The sequence below is a fragment of the Pseudomonas phoenicis genome (assembly GCF_047302395.1).
Taxonomy (GTDB): Bacteria; Pseudomonadota; Gammaproteobacteria; order Pseudomonadales; family Pseudomonadaceae; genus Aquipseudomonas.
The window spans coordinates 4,152,568-4,170,315 of sequence record NZ_CP154852.1 but is presented as its reverse complement, the minus strand read 5'-3'; the positions used below and the strand labels follow the sequence as shown (position 1 = coordinate 4,170,315).

The window sequence follows — 17,748 nt, the reverse complement described above, 5'->3', positions numbered from 1 at the left end:
TATACAGTTCGGGGAAAATACGGCACCCCTGAGGCCCCAAGTGCACCGTTACCCCCGTGCTGGGTTTCTGTTGAGACTCAAAAGCCCGTGGCACGAGGGCTGTAGCCATTCTCCACTGGCGATCACCACCATGGTCGACACCGTTAATCAGGACATCCATATGCCAGATTCTTGGGGCTACAGATAAATATGTATGCATATACAGTATTCGGCCGACCACGCCTGCACCGGGCACCCTGCCCTCGCCCTGTTCCGCACAAGCGTCGGCGGTTTGCGCAGCCAGGGGAAAACTAAGCTAAAGCTTAGCTTCTCAAGCCAACCGCCCAAAAATCTGCAAACACTAAGGTAAACCTTAGTTTTCAGGGAGTACTCCCGTTACTGACGCCTCTCACAGCTAGCTGTAAACCAACTTTTTGCACTGTAAACCACAGCGGTTAACAGTATAGAAAATTGGTTTACAGCCTCTTCACTACCCTTGAGAGGCAGGGAACAGCGCCCGTTGGGTTAGCAGGAGCAACCCCAGCAGGCTGGAGGCGTTGTCCCTACGGTTTTCGATAGCCTCCTCGAGCAGTGCCCGGGCATCTTCCAGCGTGAGCTTCAGCGTACCGGTGGCCAGTGCGGCGGCAAACTCCAAGGCGGCATCGCCGTAAGTCCGCTCCCAGCGGGCAAATACCTTGGCGATGAACTCCTTCATCAGCTTGCTCAGCTCCGGGCTTGCTGAGTAATCAAGCTCCGAAGGAAGGCAAGCCCGGAGGAATGACGCCTGCAGGACGTTGTCGTTAAACCTGAGGAAGCACTCCGGAGATAACACCACGGACTCATACCCCGTCGGCTGCAGGCGCAACTCATGATCTTCGTGCTCCCGAGCGAACTGCAGGACGGCAGCAATCGTAAAGAACACCGTGCTTTGCGGTACGTTCGGACAGTCTTTGCCCACATTGCTTGAGGCGTCGAAGAACAGAAATCCATCGGATAAGGCGAGCGCGCTGCCGTCATGTTTTGGCAGGAAGCTGTGCTTGTTCGCGATAACCAGCTCAGCGGCTTCATCAAGAGCCTGATGACGAACCTTGTCCGAGACTGCAGGCGTAAAGCCGACGTCATCGACCTGCCCGGCAGAGGTAACCTTGGTTAACCGACTCCAGGCGTTTTCTTTCCCGTCATCTCCGATGGGCAGGCACAGCCAGTTAGAGAAGCCATAGTCCCGGGGCGTGGGGTTCTTCATCAGGAAAGTTTTGAGAAGTGTCCAGGCTCTCGCGCTCTGTGGAATCCCGATCGGTGCAAGGAACCTGCGCGGCACGGTCGCTTCCATGTAGGCCCGCAGATCACGACTGATCTCTCTCAGGATACCGCCATCGCGCGCAACCACTGTCGCGACCAGCGCCCCGGAGACAGTTTCGAAATTGACTTGATCAAGCTCGCTGTAAGGCACGCATCGGATTGATTTGGTCGCGCCCCATTTCTCGCTGAGCATCTCACGGGCCACCTCGCCAAGTTTCTTCGACCCGTCATCGTCGGCGTAGACGATCAGGTTTGTCGCCATGGAGACCGACCAGTCAATTTCAGTGGCCAACCATTTTCTGAAGGCAGCGTCCGCCAGCAACTCATCAGGATTGAGTGTCAACAGCTTGCGGGGCTTGCTCGACTTGTTGAATCCATCAATTCCCCCCATACCGAAGTACTTGTGGAATTTGGCCAGCCGCTTCGGGTCATGCTTCAAGGATATCGTGATCGACTTGGGTGGCTTGGACTTCGCCGAGAAGTTCTCTCCTATAATCTCAATCAGCGTGCAGCCTTCCTCCGCCTTGACTGGCAGAGGGTAGTCAACGTCGTCCAGAGCGACCAGTACACCTCCGTATCGGCTATCCGCCGTGCGATCGACCAGTGTGGCTACGCACTCCTCTGCGAAGCCCTGCTCACCCATCTGCTTGGCCATACCGCCAGATGTGGAGGCTGATACCACGCAGAAATACTCACCTTCCGGCGGGTAGATGGTCTTGAGCCGTTCGTAGGAGTGGAAGCTCATGACTTCAGCCTTGCAGTCCAAGCGAGCGAGCGCATTTTTCACGAATGCATAGATGCCCATGGTGTCGATGTACACCTTGCCAGCCTGGCGCAGCCTGGCACCATACTCGAGTGCAATTGCATACCCGACCACACACACCTCGGCCTCATCGCTCGCCAGTTCCCTGGTCTGGATGAACACGTTGTTTAGTGTGCCGGAGGGGTGCTTGAAGGAATGCGCGGATGGCGCTGCATGAATGACGTTGTTCTTCTCGATCAGCGTTCTCAAACCATCCCTCAAGAGAGCGCTCGGATCATGACGGTAGACAAGCTCTTTGCCGCCCAGCACATGAGGGGTGAAGCTCGCACCATTCCACTCCAAGAACACGTATTCATGGACACATACGCGCGGGTTTTTCTCGCCACGCTTCAGGAGGTTGGCCAGGCGGTCTTGGTCGTCAGCCCAACCGCTCTTGAACACGGATAGCTGATCAGGCGTCCCCAGGATGTAGACGCAGTCGGGTAGATGCCGTTGGGCCTTGAGAGCCACCTCGATGTCAGTGAAGACATGCTGAACCGAGAGCTCGGAATCGTTGTAGCAGACGACCAACGCTTCATGACTGCCACTGGGGTCGCTGACAGCGGACATCCATTGATAGAAACGCTCCATTACATGCCCCTCAATGGAATCATGATGGTGACAACGGCCCCTGCAACGGGCGCCAAATCGGTGGTGTCCCAATCCCTGAAATCGTCAGGATGACGGTGCTGGTCGTTCTCTTCGAATTGGTTGTAGATGCACAGCCGACCGGAACGGATACGGATCAATCCACCTACCTTGCGAAGCTCGTTCAGGATGGCAGGCAGGCCGATGCCCGCAGCGTCCAAAGTCTTGCTGGACTGGCGTGGCTGCAGGCATTTGAGCAGGTAGTCTCGCTCCTCCTGGAGCGACATCTCTTGCACCACCCTGCCGCTAAACCTGGAGGCGAATCCGGGGCCTGAGTCGAAGAAGCTGATGTGCAATGCGCGCAGGCTGGTCTTGTTGTTGTCGGTGGTGGACGACTCTCGCTGCCAGTAACGGCGCAAGTCCTCACTGCCGTCAAAGTCTTCAGCGAAAATCTCGTCCTCAAGTCGCTTCCAGCCGACCATGACGCCTTCTACGTGGGCGAAATACGGCTGGCCCAAATGGTCTGAAGTCGCGTGTTCCTGAGTGTTGGATACAAGCTCAGAACAGAGCAAGCCCAAGCTTTCGAGGAGAGAATCCGGAACACTGGTACCCCCGCTCTGCTTGTTGACGAAATCAATGAGTCTGCGCATCTCAGTGGTCATTTCAGACGCAGGCTTCACCTTGCCTTCCGCGCTAAAAAGCGGTCGCAGGTGCTGAACCTTCGATCCTGCAACACAGATCAGATCGACGACTCGGCCGTTGACGACGTCCTCGTACCTGCCGGCGTCCATAGCCTGCATTCGTTCGACCGACTCCTGAAAGACCTCTCGGCGATTGAATGTCTGCTCGCCGAGCCGGATACCCTTGGAAAGGCGCAAGGCTGCAATACCCGGCGAACAGTTAGCGAGGTTGTGCAGCAAGGCTTGAGCATCGGCTTGCGGGTTGAAATCCAGGTAGTCGCTCTGCAACTGCTGCCGGGCCAGGGTAACGATCAGTTGCAGGCGTGCGGCGTCATGCATGGCGCCATGCCGCGCACTGAGCATGTTTGCCTGAATGAGAAACTTCTCACCCTGGCTGTCGCAGATCTTGCGAATGGCCGCTTCGATGTCTTTGAGCGTACGCGTCTTGCCGAGGTTGATAGGTTTCAAGCCTGTCTCTCCAATCAAACGTCCGCTTTGTCCCCAGTGCCAAGAAGCAATGTTTTGATCCTGGGCTCTGGCTTCCAGTAATTCGGGCCTTTGAGGAACTTCCCGTTCTCGTCGTAGATAGGCTTTCCATCTGCTCCCAGTTTGCTTTCGTTGCTGTCCATGATGACGTCCAGGACGTCCTCCAATGGCAACCCGTATTTCAGGGCCTCAGACCGGCAGTAAACCATCACATCGCCCAGCAGGTCGGCAATGGCAACCTTGATATCGATCTCGGCTTCACCTTTCTCGATCTTCTCGACGATTTCATCGATCTCATGGACTTCAGCCATCAGCGTGGCCTTGAACTTCCTGAGCTTGTCCGCAGGATCGGCGAGAAGCGTCGGAGCGCTGTTGATCGGCAGCTTATACATTTTATTCATGGCATGAATGCGGTCTTTGAAAGGCTTACTCATGAATGCTTCCTTCTCGATAAGTCAAAAGTGGTGAGTCCGCTTTGCATGATGCAACACGCAAAAAATCAAAGGAGCGGCTTGAGCGTCGCGATGACGGGACATGAGAGTTGGACAGGCGCGTGGATGCCTGGTTGGCATTGAGGCCGAGAGGTCACGCTGGGAATGGGCTGGGAGCGGTTGGGCGTCTGGGCAATCCATTTGCGATTGAAAACTCATTGTCTCTCACTACTCCGTTAGCCCAGGACGCCAGTTAAGAAATCAAGATCCCGAAAGCATACTGGAGAGCTCGAACAGCGGCGAGCCTTAAACAAACAGCGTGCGCATGCGGCCAAACCAAAAATCCAGAGGCGCCAGTTGAAGAACATCGAGCCACATTTGCGGAAATTTGGCGGTTACCCTCCTCCGTAGTCGAGAACGGTCGACATTTCGATCGCGTGACCGATCCAGTCTGAGCGTTGGTGTATACCTTTGATGAGCACCAAACCCTCGGCCAAGACAGCATTGCGGGCAAAAGAGGCCAGTTCGAGGTCACTCAGGCGACAAACCCATGCTCTAAGCGCGTGATGAACTCAATCACCGTGTCGGTCTCCAGCCTGGTTGTGACCATGCTGGCAGGAGCTTTCCCATCAAGCGCTTTGACTGGGTGAGACATCCAGCGCATCGCCGCATCATGATCGCCGCTATACAGTCGCATAGCTGCTTCGAGCACTTCTAGGTAACGGTCGTGTTGATCAGGGGACAAAGTGCTCATGTGAAAGCGCGCTCCGCTTTGGCTATGCCTCACGCCGGGCATGTGGCTGCGTCGAGCTGTGATTATGGTCGACCGTTGGGCGAGCGTCTGCTGCCATTTGCGATTCCCCAGCGCTGGTTTGCTTCTGAGCTGCAGCGCTTGGGGTTCCGCGCTTCAATACCAACTGTTCCCGCATCCAGTGGCCTGCAGTGTCGAAGTCTCGCATCATGCACGCAAATTCTTCGTCAGTGAGAAGCGCGGGCAGTCTGTCTGGCGTCACGGCGACTCCTTGTATGCGGCTGGTCGATCGGCGTCGGATTGATCCAACGGCGACCATGCATTCAAAAAAGCAACCTAACATGGCACTACGGGGAGCTCCAGCGCACCACCCGTGGCGTGAGCCCGCTGGCACGGATCAGGCGGGCTTGATGAGCCGCAGATGACAGCCATGGGTGCATGGAGTCGCGCAGACGCGTCCCCAGATGATCTGACATCCACCGTCACCGCATCCCTTAGTATGCCTGGAATGCCCTGCCCGCTTTGAGGCCATCGCATCAAATTTAGCCCCTTGAACCGGATTGCCACCCCTGAGTCCAGCAATCGAACTGCTGAATCCCTGACTTCAGATTCCGATTACTGATCCGGTTCACCGCGCCAGCGCCAGCTCGCGCTCACGGTGTCGTTCGACAGGCGGATGGGCAGAAATTCGACGATTTCATTTTGCCATCTTCGCAGATCGCCATGCTCCGGATTCTGTGCGAGGATTCGGTCAGAGTGATGGCTCAAGGGCTTGCTAGACGGTAATCAGGATATCGAGCCGTTGATCTACCTCGCTGTGGCGCTGGACGCCATCATGATGATTACAGGAGGTTTTACTAAAGACATGGCATTGGATGTAGCGTTTAGCCTTGAGGCTGGAGATTTTGTCGACCCCGATCGAGCCTATGACCTGTACTGGGCAGGAGTCATCACCAACAAACGTTTCTTCGTTTGCCCGGGCGCGGGCTGCACAGCCCAGGTGACCTGTGCGAATCTGGACAAGGACGTGCAGAGCATGCGGGTGGTGCCGCACTTCAAGGTCTACGGCGACCATAGTGAGGCGTGCGGGGTGGTCAACGGGAAGGCGGTCGACCTGGAGGTTGAAAAGAACGGCCCTGACGGACAGGAGCGCAGAACTGTCGATGAATCCATTGTTGACGTCTTCAAGCTCGAGCGTCCCGACTCGTACTACGACGAACCCACCCAGGATTCCACTGCTGATGTGCATGTAGCGAAAAAGCGCGCTAAGAGCACCAGGCCATACACCACCAAGCTGGGTGAGTCTGGGATCGTTGGCCCCATCTACTCCGTCCGTTCGGTGGTAAGCCGGTACATTCGCTATCGATCTGACAACACCCTCGAGTTTCGCCGCCTCAACATCGCTGGCCAGGACGTAGCGTACGACAGCATTTTCAAATGCATTTGGGAGCAGGATCTGAACGACCTCCCCGACCACCCCGTCATCTACTACGGCTGGGCCTATATTGACCGCACCAGAAAAGACGATGCATACCGGATCAAGTTCAAGAAATGCTTGATGCGCGGAACCGAAAGTCTCACAACCTCAAGCTTCGTCTCGGATGCTCTCGTCGACCGCTACAGGCTCAAGAATCTCATGGCAACCAGGCTTTCAAAGATCTCTCAGGAGCCTAAACCGACCGCATTCGTGTTTCTATATGGACAGCCCACTGTGCGTACATCGAACGGAACAAGCTATGCCAATTTCGAGCTGAAGAACTTGGACATGATTGACATCAATTACGACTGTCCATTGCCTTCCAAGTATGACAGATAGCCTGCGACTCCTGCGCGGCCCCCCAAGCACACGATGGGGGCTAGGCCGTGGCTGCCATGCTGCTGAGCCGGCCCGCGCTTGGGAACGTAAGTAGACCCAGCAGTGGGATGCTGAGGTCAAGGCGTCATCGGTATCTACGGTGTACTTCCAAAATCGCCCGGAGGGCTGCCCAGGGGCGTCGCCTGGGCGAACCTGCCTACCCACCGCCAGCTGCGCCCTATTCGCCCGCCTACCAGACTTCGTCCGATCGGAGTCGTCGGCTGTGCTAGGTGGGCGCGCGGCCGTCCCTGGCTCACCCCCCATCCTCATCACCCCGATTGGTGGAATCAAAGTACTCTGCGTCCATGTCATCGAAGTCAAAATCGTCTTCGATGGCATCGTCGGAGTCGAAATCGAAGTCGTTGAGCGCTGATTGCTTAAACTGGAAGATAGGCGGAAGCTGAGCCGCTTCACTGTAAAAGCCTACGCCAGCCGCCAGCATTGCGGCGAAGCATGGTTCTCCCTGGATGGATTCAAGGTCTCAGTTGGAAAGCCAACGCAGGGATGTGCGACGTATCCGGGCCAATCGGCAACCCAATGGTCTGCCCATCCTGCATGCCCATCCAGCGCTGATCCAGGGTGTTACCGAGGTACTGATCTGATTTGCCCCTGTTTGCCTTGGCTAGCACCTTTGTATACAAGGCCCACGGAATCGTATGGGTGTAAATGGTGGGAAAATAGCTCGAGATATCCCCCGACGATACCATGGAGGTCGGTCATTCAGTCGGGACACTACACCTGACTTGGATGAGAAAATGCGGTTAGAAAGGCCATTTGACCTTATTGAAATTAGCCAGCTGCTTGGCGCCATAGGCAGGGTCAATTTGGGTCGCATACGCAACCAGCCCCCTCACGTGGTTTCTGAATCCTAGTACCGCGTCGAAACCCTTATGCTTGGCGTGAGCTACAGCTCCTACACCGGGATGCAGACAGAAGTGAAGATGCTGCTCCAGGTTTGAGCGGAACTCGCGCGACAACCTTGGCCGGTTGGTGTCGACGTATAGGCCGAGCAAAACCTTGCGACCACCAGGCGGCACGACGACAGTCTTCGCAAGATTCGGAGCAAACCCGCATTCCCGCATGATCGCGTAGAGCTTTCGAATGACGTCTTTGGCCTGTCCCCTTCCGAAACCCTTATCTTCTGAGGACAACGCGATGTCGTCGGCGTACCGCGTATAAACCAAGCCATGGAGCAGTGCCAGCTCTTCAATCCGTTCGTCCAACCCCCGCGAACAGAGGTTCGCCAGCAGAGGACTGGATGGCGCCCCCTGTGGGAGAGAACCTTGGAGACGGTTCGAGTAGGAGGAAATTTTGTATTTATCGAGTCGGTTCTGTGTGAAGTTGAAAGGCCCCTCTGGCGAAAAGGGCATCACTGTCCTCGTGCACAGCCGAGCCATTTCGAATGAAATCAGCGCCGGGTACCCAGCCTGCCTGAAGACCCGGTAAACCACCTGTTCTGGAATGGCTTCGAAAAAGTTCTTGATGTCGACTTTGATGAGCCAGTTGCACCCACAGTGAACCGCTACACCGTCGATTAGTGTCTTGCCGGGGTTATAAGCGATGCTGGCGGGGTGGACAGGCAGGTGAACCAGGATGTGCTCGTGTATGTAGCGCTGAACCCTGAGCAACACAGGCGACGGTATACAGATCGTTCGAAATCGCTCGATGCCATCTGGCCGAGCCATGCGCTTTCTTATCCGAAAAATACGATACGGCAGATCTTTTTTTGAAGTTGCGTGCCGGCCCACAATCTCTCGTAACACTCCGTAGGGAGTGCCGGACAGCACTGACAAATGCCTCAGTGTGAAGACCGGCGTCAACTCAGCATTGTTTCTAATGATTCTTTGCCCATAGCGGACAGCGTGGGCGAGCGCAGTAGGATCTGCGCCGGCCAGCTCGCCCGCTTTTTTGTAGGGCTGAGGGCGCCAGACAGGCATCTACTTTGACACCCGAAGGGTGAGAATTAACCCGCCGAGCTGCGAGGCGAGCTTGCGACCGAGCATACGCTTTTGCGAAGGGGGGTTGATGCTTACACTTAAGCGCATGCTACTCCGTAAGGGACAAAATATGTCCCCCAAATGCATCATCTCTGATACCGGGTACGTCGCCGTACCAACACTAGAAACGTCAGTCTGGCGCTCTCAGCGAGGTCGGATGGTACACGACATTTTCTGGCCAAGGTAGATTGGCCGGCATTTCATATTTAGGCTTTTTCTGCATGTGTTTGAGCTGCAGCAGGCCATCGTCGGTCAGCCGATGTGTAACGCTGATCCACTGGAAATGTATTCCGACCTCCAGCCACCGGCGAACATCAGGCATGGTCAGGCCAGTACGCACGGCGATGGCGTTTTCCGTCCTGGGCGACCTCGACAAGGATGCCATGACCAGAAGCATCTTCTTGGAATCCTCACCCAAGCGATTTAGCCACCGAGATGCCGCGAGCTTGTCGGCCTCGACTTTCGCCAGACGCTCTGCGACGGGCACCCGAGGAAGCCCAGTTTCAACCAGCGTGGCCACCGAATTCGTCACCCTGCCGCTGAACAGGGGCCTCCACTTGGCAGTGCTGCGGAAGAACAGGTCTGGGGCGTTATTGGGGATGCCATGAGCATAAGCCAACAATACACCCTCCTTACCAAAGCCGAGTCCATCATCGGACTTATTAGGGTTGTAACGAGCGCAAAGATCAACCAGCCGCTCGGCGTCGGAGGCATCAAAGACAGTCGCTATGGTTGGGCATGGCACGTCGTAGACAACCGCTGGGCGCATGGGATGCTTCTCAAGGTAGGCTCGCCCTACGGAGGTCGACGCAAATGCGATCACCCTGGTGGTAATCAAGCCTGCGGACATCCAGCTTTTCACAGAGGCCAGGTTCCACAGTGACTGGAGCATCCTACCTGCCTGTTTCCCGGATCCGACCGTATCGGCAAGGATAAAAAACGCCCGAACTTTTTTTCGACGTATCGCTTCGGCGGTGGGATGCAACAAAAACTTGTCCCGAGATTGGCGTTTCAACGCGGTGGCGATGCTTCCCACTACACCCTCCGAGCCCACTTCATGGTTAAAAAGCTGCTTGCTTCTCACCGGTGGTATCGCCACACCATGAGCCCGTTTGGGCTTACGCTTTTGCTTGTAGAACCTCTCGACCTTTCCGTTTCTGACCTTGAGATCCTGTTCGACGAAAAGCGCGATGGGACCAGTAATCGACTCGGCCTCCTCCAGGATGCTTTTAGTCAGGGCATCCGTGAACTCAGCTGCGGATACCCAACGCACGGCCTTCAGGAGTTCCCGGGCGGCAGGCTGGTCTTGCACCTTGAATTGTTTAATCCAAGCAATCCCGGAGCCAGTCTCATGCAGGTTCATTGGTTCCAATTGCTAGTCGCCCTGAAGTTGTCTGCAGTGAACCGCTCCCGGGTGCTCAGGGGCGAAACCATTTGTAGTTGTCCGAGGCTTCGCCCCCACATTTGAGACAGGTTGCTCGATACTCGTACATAGCGGCGGCCCTGAGCTTTTCAATCCCAGGGAAGGGCTTCGTGAGGGTAGCCCATCGCGTCTTAACGCAGTTCGTACACAGGATGCTGACCAATCTGGAGCGGTCTGCATGAGAGGCGTACGATGGCAAGGGGCCAACATAGTGATTGGATCGATCAGCAGGTTCGTCGACTAGGTCTGACGGCTCAACCTCCTCCCAACCTTCGTCCAAAAGGAAGCAGCGCTCCCCTTGAAGGTCTTCTTGCCTGACGTCCAGTGCGAGCACATCACGAACGGTGGCCGCGACATACCAATCATTGAGCAGATGTGTCTGGATAGGGCCCGTGGCGGCGAAACGGCTGCCCTCGATGTCCTTTAGCAGCACGTAGAACTCAAGCTTCCGTTTCTTCATAAATCCCTCCTTTGATTTCTCCCGATCGCTGCCCTTTGATGAGGCGATGATGGGTACTGGCCGGCTAATTGCCAGGTAGCGGCAATCCTACCTCATTGGGTCACTGGGCTAAATCCAAAAGGGTCACCCCCCGAAAGCACCTGAATCAGCAATCAAGACGGTACCGCTCTCAACGTTAGCATCCTTCAGATCTGAAACAGCACCAAGCTACAACCCCAAGTCGGCGGCAAAATGCTCGTTGCGCATACAGCCAGGCGCGTCTCCATCATTGACGAGGTGCGCAAGCAGTGAACCAGATAAAAGCGCAGGCAGTGACGCATCTCGATGCCCGGATCGAGCACATGGAACTGTCTTGCTCGATTGCGAAGCAAGGCATGGTGCAATGCATCAATACCTTCTTCACCGATATTTTGGGCATAAAGGCGCGAAAGCGAATCTAGCCCAGGTGGCCTTCGGTAGGTTGTGATAGCTGAGTCGAGTATCCGTCCCACGTCAGCGCCATAGCGCTCAGAGGCTCGTGTCTATACAGCCGTTTCGACACTGGTGTTCAATACGCTTGTCCCGAACCATGTTTTCTAGTCCTCGAGAGAGCAAGGCCGCTAGGTCGTCATTTAAACTGGCTTTCGCTCATGCGATAGCCTGGAGAATTTTGATGTTTATTGAGTTTGACCTGAACCGCAACGATTTTGATGCCTTGATGCGGCATTGCCAAACGCACAGGCCGGAAACCGGGGATGCCCGTGAAGATCAACGCTTGCTCGATGCGCTTGAAGTGCTCTTGGAAGCCATGCAGGTGTCAGATCAGTCCCCGGACAGCTAAAGGGGCCAAGAGGTCTATCGCTGGCCACAGGGCAGCCGACTCTGAGTTCTCTGCTGAGGTTGGAGGGTCTCGAACCAGCCAGTGTGAAGCGCCGATTCGTGAGCATGAAGCGCTCAGCAGCAGTGCCGCCCATGGCGTCCGACGTCCGGAATTTATGGCTTGCCAGGCCCTGCCTAGATGGCCCCGTGTTCAAGGCGTGCACTTGATGCGCAGACGATTATGCGGGCGCCAGCTCAGGCTGGGATATCGAGACGCGGATGGATTATGTACGCTGAGCAGATCTCAGATCTGCCCAGAAAATCGTGTGTCTTCAAAATGAGCCTGCAGGGAGGCAATTTGGCCAAGCTCGACTTTATTTTCAGTGTTCATATGTGTGCCCTCAGCGAGTCCATCTCTGTCATGCGAATGCTCGCAGAGCAGGCAGAAAAAAATGTGGCGCTTGCATTCAAGGAAGCCGAAGATTTGATAAAGGAGCATGAGCACGAAGAAGAAGCGTACGATCAGTACGGTGAAAGCTACGTGCGGCAACGGACTTTCTTCTCATGCGGCTCTTCTATCGGATATGACTCTGACGAAGTGCTATCGACGTACAAGTTCATGATCACCCAACTCACGCGCCGCTCAGCATTTCTTACGATGTTTGGGTTGTTCGAACACCGTATGAGTCAATGCCTGGTGTTTATGCTTGAACTGACTGGGTTTGAGGGGGAGCTCAAGGGTATGGGGCCAATAGAAAAGGCCCAAGCTATGCTCAAAAAGGTCATTGGTGGCCAAGGCATCACAGACCTGGATCATCTGACTGTTATCAGGAATGTAATGGCTCACAGCGACGGCACCGCTAAGGGCTACAGCGAAATAAGCACGCGCAATGGTAGAAAGAGCCCTTCGGAAAAAAGGGTCTTGTCAGCCATTCGCAAAACCGAGGGGGTGTCTGTCAACTTTTTTGACGGTGTCCTGATGGACGAACGTTTTTTGGAGCATGCCGTCAACGATTTTCAACGGTACGTGGGAGAAATGCAGGCGGCGGTGCAGAGGTATCATGCAGCAAATGGAAGTCCATAAAGTAAAAGGCGGTGCAAGGGGGCTGAGATGGTAGAGCCTTGGCTTTTCCAGAGCGTTCGCCTAGTAGTTCTCGAACCTGTCGACTGCCCTAGCTGAAGCTGAATACTTGCTGTCTGATACTGACTACCACTAGTGATGAGCGACAGCAGCGCTCGGCTACAAGCGCCGCTGAGGTGGTTTCGTGGGGGCCATCGATCGCAGGGCGCGCCTCGACCTCAGTCTGAGGTGTTAATGGTCACGCCCCGATCCGACTTAAGCTACGAATGATCTGATGCGAAACGCGAGAAGCGTTGTTGCTACCACACCTACACATTGAGACCCAAAAGGCTCGAACCAGGCGTAGGTATCCTCGTCAAGCCAAACGCTGAACGCAGGCATGAGTGCGATCCAAGAGAGTCCGAGGCACACTGGCCAGCTGTAGTTGAGGCCCACGCCTAGTATCCCTCGGCCCAGGCAGTATCCAAAGAGCCAGGCCAGCCCCAGCCTCCCCAGGACAACGCCGGTCGTGGCGATGTCCAGATGTACCTGGGCAGCCAAGGTGACCACGGCACAGAAACACAAAACCAAGGCCAAACAGATCAAGATCCCGGCAGACGAGCTGCTGCTGTAACTTCCACGCATTGCTGTACCTCACTGATGAACGGTGATGTATCAATGCCCTTAAGCTGTTTTGATTTCAACTCAACCTGGAGCACTTTCTCCCAGGTCTCCTGAAACCGCTTGATGCCGGTGCCCTTGCAGACCATCCGCCCTACCCTCTGTCTCTAATGCCCCCTGCCTGACGCTGGCCGTCTGAAGGCGTGTCATGGATCGGGCACCGATTCAGTGGTCGCGGCGGTCTTCCCGGTGCCCCACATTCAGGTGCGTTAGTTAGTGAGTCACTCGTGCACCGAGCTCATTGATCACCCATCCCTGCGCTTCCAGCGCTGCCCTTCGCTCAGCTCTCGCCTCCCCTACACCCAGCCCACTGGTTCGAATAGCCAGGCACAGCAAGTGCGTAGGCCTGGTCATTCCAACGTACATGAGCATCCTGTTTTTCCGGTAAGTCACCTGATGTTCCTTCTTCACCAGCGGCTTACCCTCCAGCCAGGGCAACATCATCTCCAGGAAATGCTGTCCACTGAAGGTTTCCACGATCAGTGTCGCCGAATGAGTCTTGCCTTTGACGGCGTGCATGGATGACAGTTTGACATCGACGTGGTCATGTTCACCTTCGTCGGATCGGTATGTGTTGATGGTTTCACGGGGTATCTCGGACTCGTCGGTGTCACGCGGCTCTGTCCACGCCAGGTACGCCTCTATCTCGGGTTCGTTTGAGATCGCCTCGCCAGGATGCAGCTCTGCAATCAGGAGCTTAAGCAGCACGGCATGCCGCTGAACCCAACGCTCCTCTCGCAGCGGATGGGCATGGAACAAATAGAGGTAGATGCCTCGCTGGTAGGCTTCCAGAAGCGTCGTGTGCAACGCCAAGCCGCGCTCTATGAAGCGGTGAAGCCTTGTCCTGATCTGGACAGGTCTCCTCAAACCCGCACGCTCAGCCAAATGAAGCAAACACTTGGCGATCATTTCAACGCTTTCGTGTGCATGACCGCTAACGGCCAGATGCGCTCTCGCCCTGCGAATACCTTCAACGAATGTTTTCGGCGTATACCTCGAGCTGTTGGCATCTGGGCGATAGGCGCTCCAGTAGTGCTCCAGAGCTTTCGGGAATTGCTCCTCCTTGTAGTTTTTTAGCCGGTGAACGGCGCCGATCGCATGCACCCCATCCTTGCGATCCGAGACAGGCAGGCACCGGGAAACCAGCTGCGCAAACGCACCGAGAACACCGCTCGTATCGTCGTCAGGGAAGACAAAGATCGTGTTTGGACAAACATCGCCGGCCCTGCCCCTCCCGATCAATCCCCCGGCAATGGGAGTGACTGCGAAGTTGTTCGCCAAGGAAGCAATGGCCTGGTTGAATCGAAAGCTGGTGGAGATATCGATTGTCTCTCCATGAGGAAAAGCACCATCAGACTCGCCGTCACCCTCAAAGATCTGCTGATTGGGATCCCCTACCCTGACCACGACTGTATTCACGGCATCGCGTGGAAACACGTGGCTCAAGAGCTGATTCTGCACGACATCCGTGTCCTGCATCTCGTCGATGAGTACACAGGGGAACCGCGCTTGCAGCGACTGAGCGACATTTGGCTCCTGCTCAATCATGGCCTGGCCGAGCGTGAAGACCTCGTCATAGCAAAAGTAACCTTCCGAAGCGGCAGCGCCCATTGCTCTACCTAGTTTTCCATATGAGGGAGCCTCGGGTGAGCAAATGTAATGTACGCCCCCAAGCGGATCCGAAAAATCAGCCGTTTGAAGACGAAGATCAGCAAGCCTTTTTTCTTTTTTACCAAGGAAAGCCTCTATATTTCTCCGTTCATGTCCCAGCGCCCTACCCCTGGCACGCCCGGTCGCCTCGTCATCGATCATTACCAGCGGGTGGCCACTCGACCGCAGCCAAGGCGACGCCAAAAACCGCATGACAAAACCATGGATGGTGTCGATGAAATGGGGGTATCTCAGCAGCCTCTGGCCAACCTCCGTGGCACCCAACCGACGCTCGATCTCCTCACGCGCCGCATTTGTGTGTGAAAGCACACAAATCCCCTGAGTACGGCTACGCCAGTGACGACCAAGGATGGCGAGCTTGGCAACCACCAGGGTGGTCTTGCCGCTCCCGGGGCATGCCGCCACATCGAGCGTATCGAGACGTTTGAGAAACACCCTCCGAGGCTCATCCAGATCGCGCAGCGACATAAGCTCGCTGACCCATGCGATGTCTGCATCCGTGACCGACGGGACAAGATCCTGGAGCCGCATTACGCAGGTTCCTCCACACCGGCTGCTTGTGCATCGGCCGTGGTTGCAGGAGCTGGTGACTCTGGTGTTTGAGCCAGGATAGAGCCGCCGGTGGCGTAGTCGATCGCTTCAACGACATAGGCCGGTAGCGCTGTACGCAAGCTCGCCTGATCGAGCTCACCCTCATCAAATGCCAGCAGCAACAGGTCGACCAGGTGCTGTGCGGTGATCGACTTGGAGCCGGAATCCACAAGACGGTAGATCTCCGTCGCACGCTCCTCATCGCTGGGATAACGAGCCTTGAGGGCCTCCAGCGTCTTGCTTGCCCTCTCGAGGACTTTCTCCCGAGTTAACTTACGCTCGTTGATCTTCGCGTCATGCAAAGCCAGCACAGCGGCTCGATGTACCCAATCCATGAGTACCCCAACAGCTAGGTCGTACTCAAGCGTCCAATGATCGGCCACGAAGGTTTTCACGTTCTGACCATCGCCACGTGTCCGTTTTTGCCGATGAGCCGCTAGCTTGGGTTCTCGCTCCACATCAGTTGCACCGAGGTCGCTCAGCATGAGCCACCGGCGAGGCGCCGGCTTACCATTGGGTGTGCGCTTGTTCGGGTTCAGCCCCATAATGGCTGGCGCGCAATCAGGCATCACGTCCATGTCGGTGATGCAAGCTGTCGGGATCTGAATGACGCCTTCAGACTCGTCGGCGCGCTGCATGATGTGGGCATATCGACGCAAACCGACCCCACCGACGTTGACGATCGACACACCATGCTCGGTCAGGTCGCGCCCAAGCAGCCCGGCTAGCGCCGGCAGAAGAATCGCCTCGGCATCCCCTTCAACGATGAGCAGCCCCTTGGCAAAGAACAAGCTGGCTTTGGTGACATCCAGGAAACGACTCAAAAACCGATAGTCATCAACCGAAAGCTTGGTTCGCCCCTGCGCCATGGAGAATGCGCGCTGGCCTTGAATGAGCACGAGGTTTTCCAAGGCGATCTTGGAGCTCAGGTTAGGGCTGTGCGTTGTCAGAATCACCTGGACGGGCCGAGTCTGCGCTTGTTCTTGAACGTGTGCCTGAGCTTGAGTTTGGGGCTGCGAGGCTCGCTCCAGGAATTCCATCAGTCTGAGTTGGCGCTGCGGATGAAGGTGCGCCTCGGGCTCTTCTATCAGCAGCAGTGGCAGACCGTCCGGCTCTTTGCCCAGCAGGAGGAGCTCGCAGGCCATAAACAGCAGATTATTGGAACCCAGGCCGTAACTGCCCCTTGCAAGCCCCGAGCCCTTGTCCAAAAGTCCCAATTCGAGCCGCTCGAGAATCTGTTTGAGCTTTGCGCTCTCACTGCCGTTGTCGCCGAAGCCCAGATGGCTATGAAGTGGCTGTCCCGCCAATGAGAGAGGTTCCAGGTAGCGCTCGTTGATCGTTGCTTGGGCAACCCTGATTGCTCCGTGGCCTGTGACGAGCTCACGCATGTAATCGCCCATGCCGGCAATGCTCAGGCCGGAAGCCTCGGCTGTTGACGCCAGCGGAGCTGTACCGACGTAGGAGTCACCGGTTTCGATTCCCGGAAAGCTGGACAGGACTTGGGACAAGCGAGAGTTACGACCCGGCGACATCTCACGTTCAGCATCCCTCAACGGCTTCAAGTACGAGGTCGCCAGTAACTGGCGCGCTCCAACGTCCAGCGCCGGCCCCTCTCCACGCACCCCGCAGCGGACTTGGATATCGACCCAGCGACGTGACGCAGTTGGCAGCGCGAGTCGACGAGCTGACCAGTGCACATGAAGCAGGCCCTCCCCACTCGAAAAGGTTAAGTACTCAGCAAAGGCTCCGAGCTCCAGCGTGGATAACCCGGACAGCGTGCAAACCAGGGTGATGTCGGTCGCAGGTTCGCCATGCCCTGTGACATGGAAGTCTTCGAGTTCAAGGCGCAGGAAGTCGGAGTCACGGGTCTGCAGGACATGCCGGACGGCGTCGATCACTGCGGTTTTGCCGGCATCATTCTCCCCCACAAGCGCAGTGACGCCCTCGTTGAAGTGAATGACAAAGCCTGGAGTCAGATCGCCAAACTGGCGAAAATTACGGATAGACAGCGCTGAAAGGTACATCCCCACTTCTCCCTAAGCCTGGCTTCTATCGGCCTCTGGGCTTCCAAGCCGAACGCAGTGTGACTGGCTATATGCCACAGACTGCGGCAAGGCGCTATCTCGAGCAGATGCTATCTGTAACGGAGAGAAATGGATAATATGAATTGTAGAGCGGTGGAAGTTGGTCAGGACG

Annotated in this window: 14 protein-coding genes; 4 read left to right on the top strand and 10 right to left on the bottom strand. The window is 56.1% G+C overall.

The annotated features are described in order from the left end of the window. Nucleotides 1-469: 469 nt before the first annotated feature. From AA0Z93_RS18990 to AA0Z93_RS18975, 4 genes are all read right to left on the bottom strand, one after another. Complete coding sequence (locus tag AA0Z93_RS18990) at nt 470-2,671, bottom strand: hypothetical protein (protein WP_413047436.1); 2,202 nt, start codon at nt 2,669-2,671, stop codon at nt 470-472. After that, nucleotides 2,671-3,834 carry a hypothetical protein gene (locus AA0Z93_RS18985; protein WP_413047437.1) on the bottom strand — a complete coding sequence of 388 codons (1,164 nt, stop codon included), beginning with the start codon at nt 3,832-3,834 and terminating at the stop codon, nt 2,671-2,673. The genes AA0Z93_RS18990 and AA0Z93_RS18985 overlap by 1 nt, the downstream gene beginning before the upstream one ends. Beyond that, on the bottom strand, nt 3,831-4,268 hold the full coding sequence (locus tag AA0Z93_RS18980) for a pyrophosphatase (protein WP_313739292.1): 438 nt from the start codon (nt 4,266-4,268) through the stop codon (nt 3,831-3,833). The genes AA0Z93_RS18985 and AA0Z93_RS18980 overlap by 4 nt, the downstream gene beginning before the upstream one ends. A 532-nt stretch (nt 4,269-4,800) precedes the next feature. Further along, nucleotides 4,801-5,019 (bottom strand): antitoxin Xre/MbcA/ParS toxin-binding domain-containing protein, encoded by a 219-nt coding sequence (locus AA0Z93_RS18975; RefSeq protein ID WP_313739293.1) that lies wholly within the window; start codon nt 5,017-5,019, stop codon nt 4,801-4,803. 799 nt (nt 5,020-5,818) lie between these two features. Here AA0Z93_RS18975 and AA0Z93_RS18970 point away from each other — a divergent pair. Then, nucleotides 5,819-6,832 (top strand): hypothetical protein, encoded by a 1,014-nt coding sequence (locus AA0Z93_RS18970; protein WP_413047438.1) that lies wholly within the window; start codon nt 5,819-5,821, stop codon nt 6,830-6,832. A gap of 292 nt (nt 6,833-7,124) precedes the next feature. On the opposite strand, the gene AA0Z93_RS18965 is transcribed toward AA0Z93_RS18970, so the two are convergent. The 4 genes from AA0Z93_RS18965 to AA0Z93_RS18950 form a co-directional block, all read right to left on the bottom strand. Then, nucleotides 7,125-7,313 carry a hypothetical protein gene (locus AA0Z93_RS18965; RefSeq protein ID WP_413047439.1) on the bottom strand — a complete coding sequence of 63 codons (189 nt, stop codon included), beginning with the start codon at nt 7,311-7,313 and terminating at the stop codon, nt 7,125-7,127. 319 nt (nt 7,314-7,632) lie between these two features. After that, the gene (locus tag AA0Z93_RS18960; protein WP_313739296.1) at nt 7,633-8,808 is read right to left on the bottom strand and encodes a reverse transcriptase family protein; all 1,176 of its coding nucleotides are present in this window, start codon (nt 8,806-8,808) and stop codon (nt 7,633-7,635) included. Nucleotides 8,809-8,998: 190 nt separating this feature from the next. Then, nucleotides 8,999-10,231: a hypothetical protein gene (locus AA0Z93_RS18955; protein ID WP_313739297.1), complete on the bottom strand. Its 1,233-nt coding sequence runs from the start codon at nt 10,229-10,231 to the stop codon at nt 8,999-9,001. 55 nt (nt 10,232-10,286) lie between these two features. Beyond that, entirely contained in the window at nt 10,287-10,751 is a 465-nt protein-coding gene (locus AA0Z93_RS18950; RefSeq protein WP_313739298.1) for a hypothetical protein, read from the bottom strand. 287 nt (nt 10,752-11,038) lie between these two features. Between AA0Z93_RS18950 and AA0Z93_RS18945 the strand changes: the two genes are divergently transcribed. The 3 genes from AA0Z93_RS18945 (at nt 11,039) to AA0Z93_RS18935 (ending at nt 12,633) form a co-directional block, all read left to right on the top strand. Next, complete coding sequence (locus tag AA0Z93_RS18945) at nt 11,039-11,191, top strand: hypothetical protein (protein WP_313739299.1); 153 nt, start codon at nt 11,039-11,041, stop codon at nt 11,189-11,191. Nucleotides 11,192-11,403: 212 nt separating this feature from the next. After that, nucleotides 11,404-11,571: a hypothetical protein gene (locus tag AA0Z93_RS18940; RefSeq protein ID WP_313739300.1), complete on the top strand. Its 168-nt coding sequence runs from the start codon at nt 11,404-11,406 to the stop codon at nt 11,569-11,571. Nucleotides 11,572-11,907: 336 nt separating this feature from the next. Beyond that, a complete protein-coding gene (locus tag AA0Z93_RS18935; RefSeq protein ID WP_413047440.1) occupies nt 11,908-12,633 on the top strand; it encodes a hypothetical protein in 726 nt (241 codons plus the stop codon). Between the two features lie 870 nt (nt 12,634-13,503). Here AA0Z93_RS18935 and AA0Z93_RS18930 read toward each other — a convergent pair. Both AA0Z93_RS18930 and AA0Z93_RS18925 read right to left on the bottom strand, forming a co-directional pair. Continuing rightward, entirely contained in the window at nt 13,504-15,492 is a 1,989-nt protein-coding gene (locus AA0Z93_RS18930) for a UvrD-helicase domain-containing protein (protein ID WP_413047441.1), read from the bottom strand. Further along, nucleotides 15,492-17,576, bottom strand: coding sequence for an ATP-dependent nuclease (locus AA0Z93_RS18925; RefSeq protein ID WP_413047442.1), 2,085 nt, complete (start codon nt 17,574-17,576; stop codon nt 15,492-15,494). Before AA0Z93_RS18925 ends, AA0Z93_RS18930 begins: the two co-directional genes overlap by 1 nt. Nucleotides 17,577-17,748 lie beyond the last annotated feature (172 nt).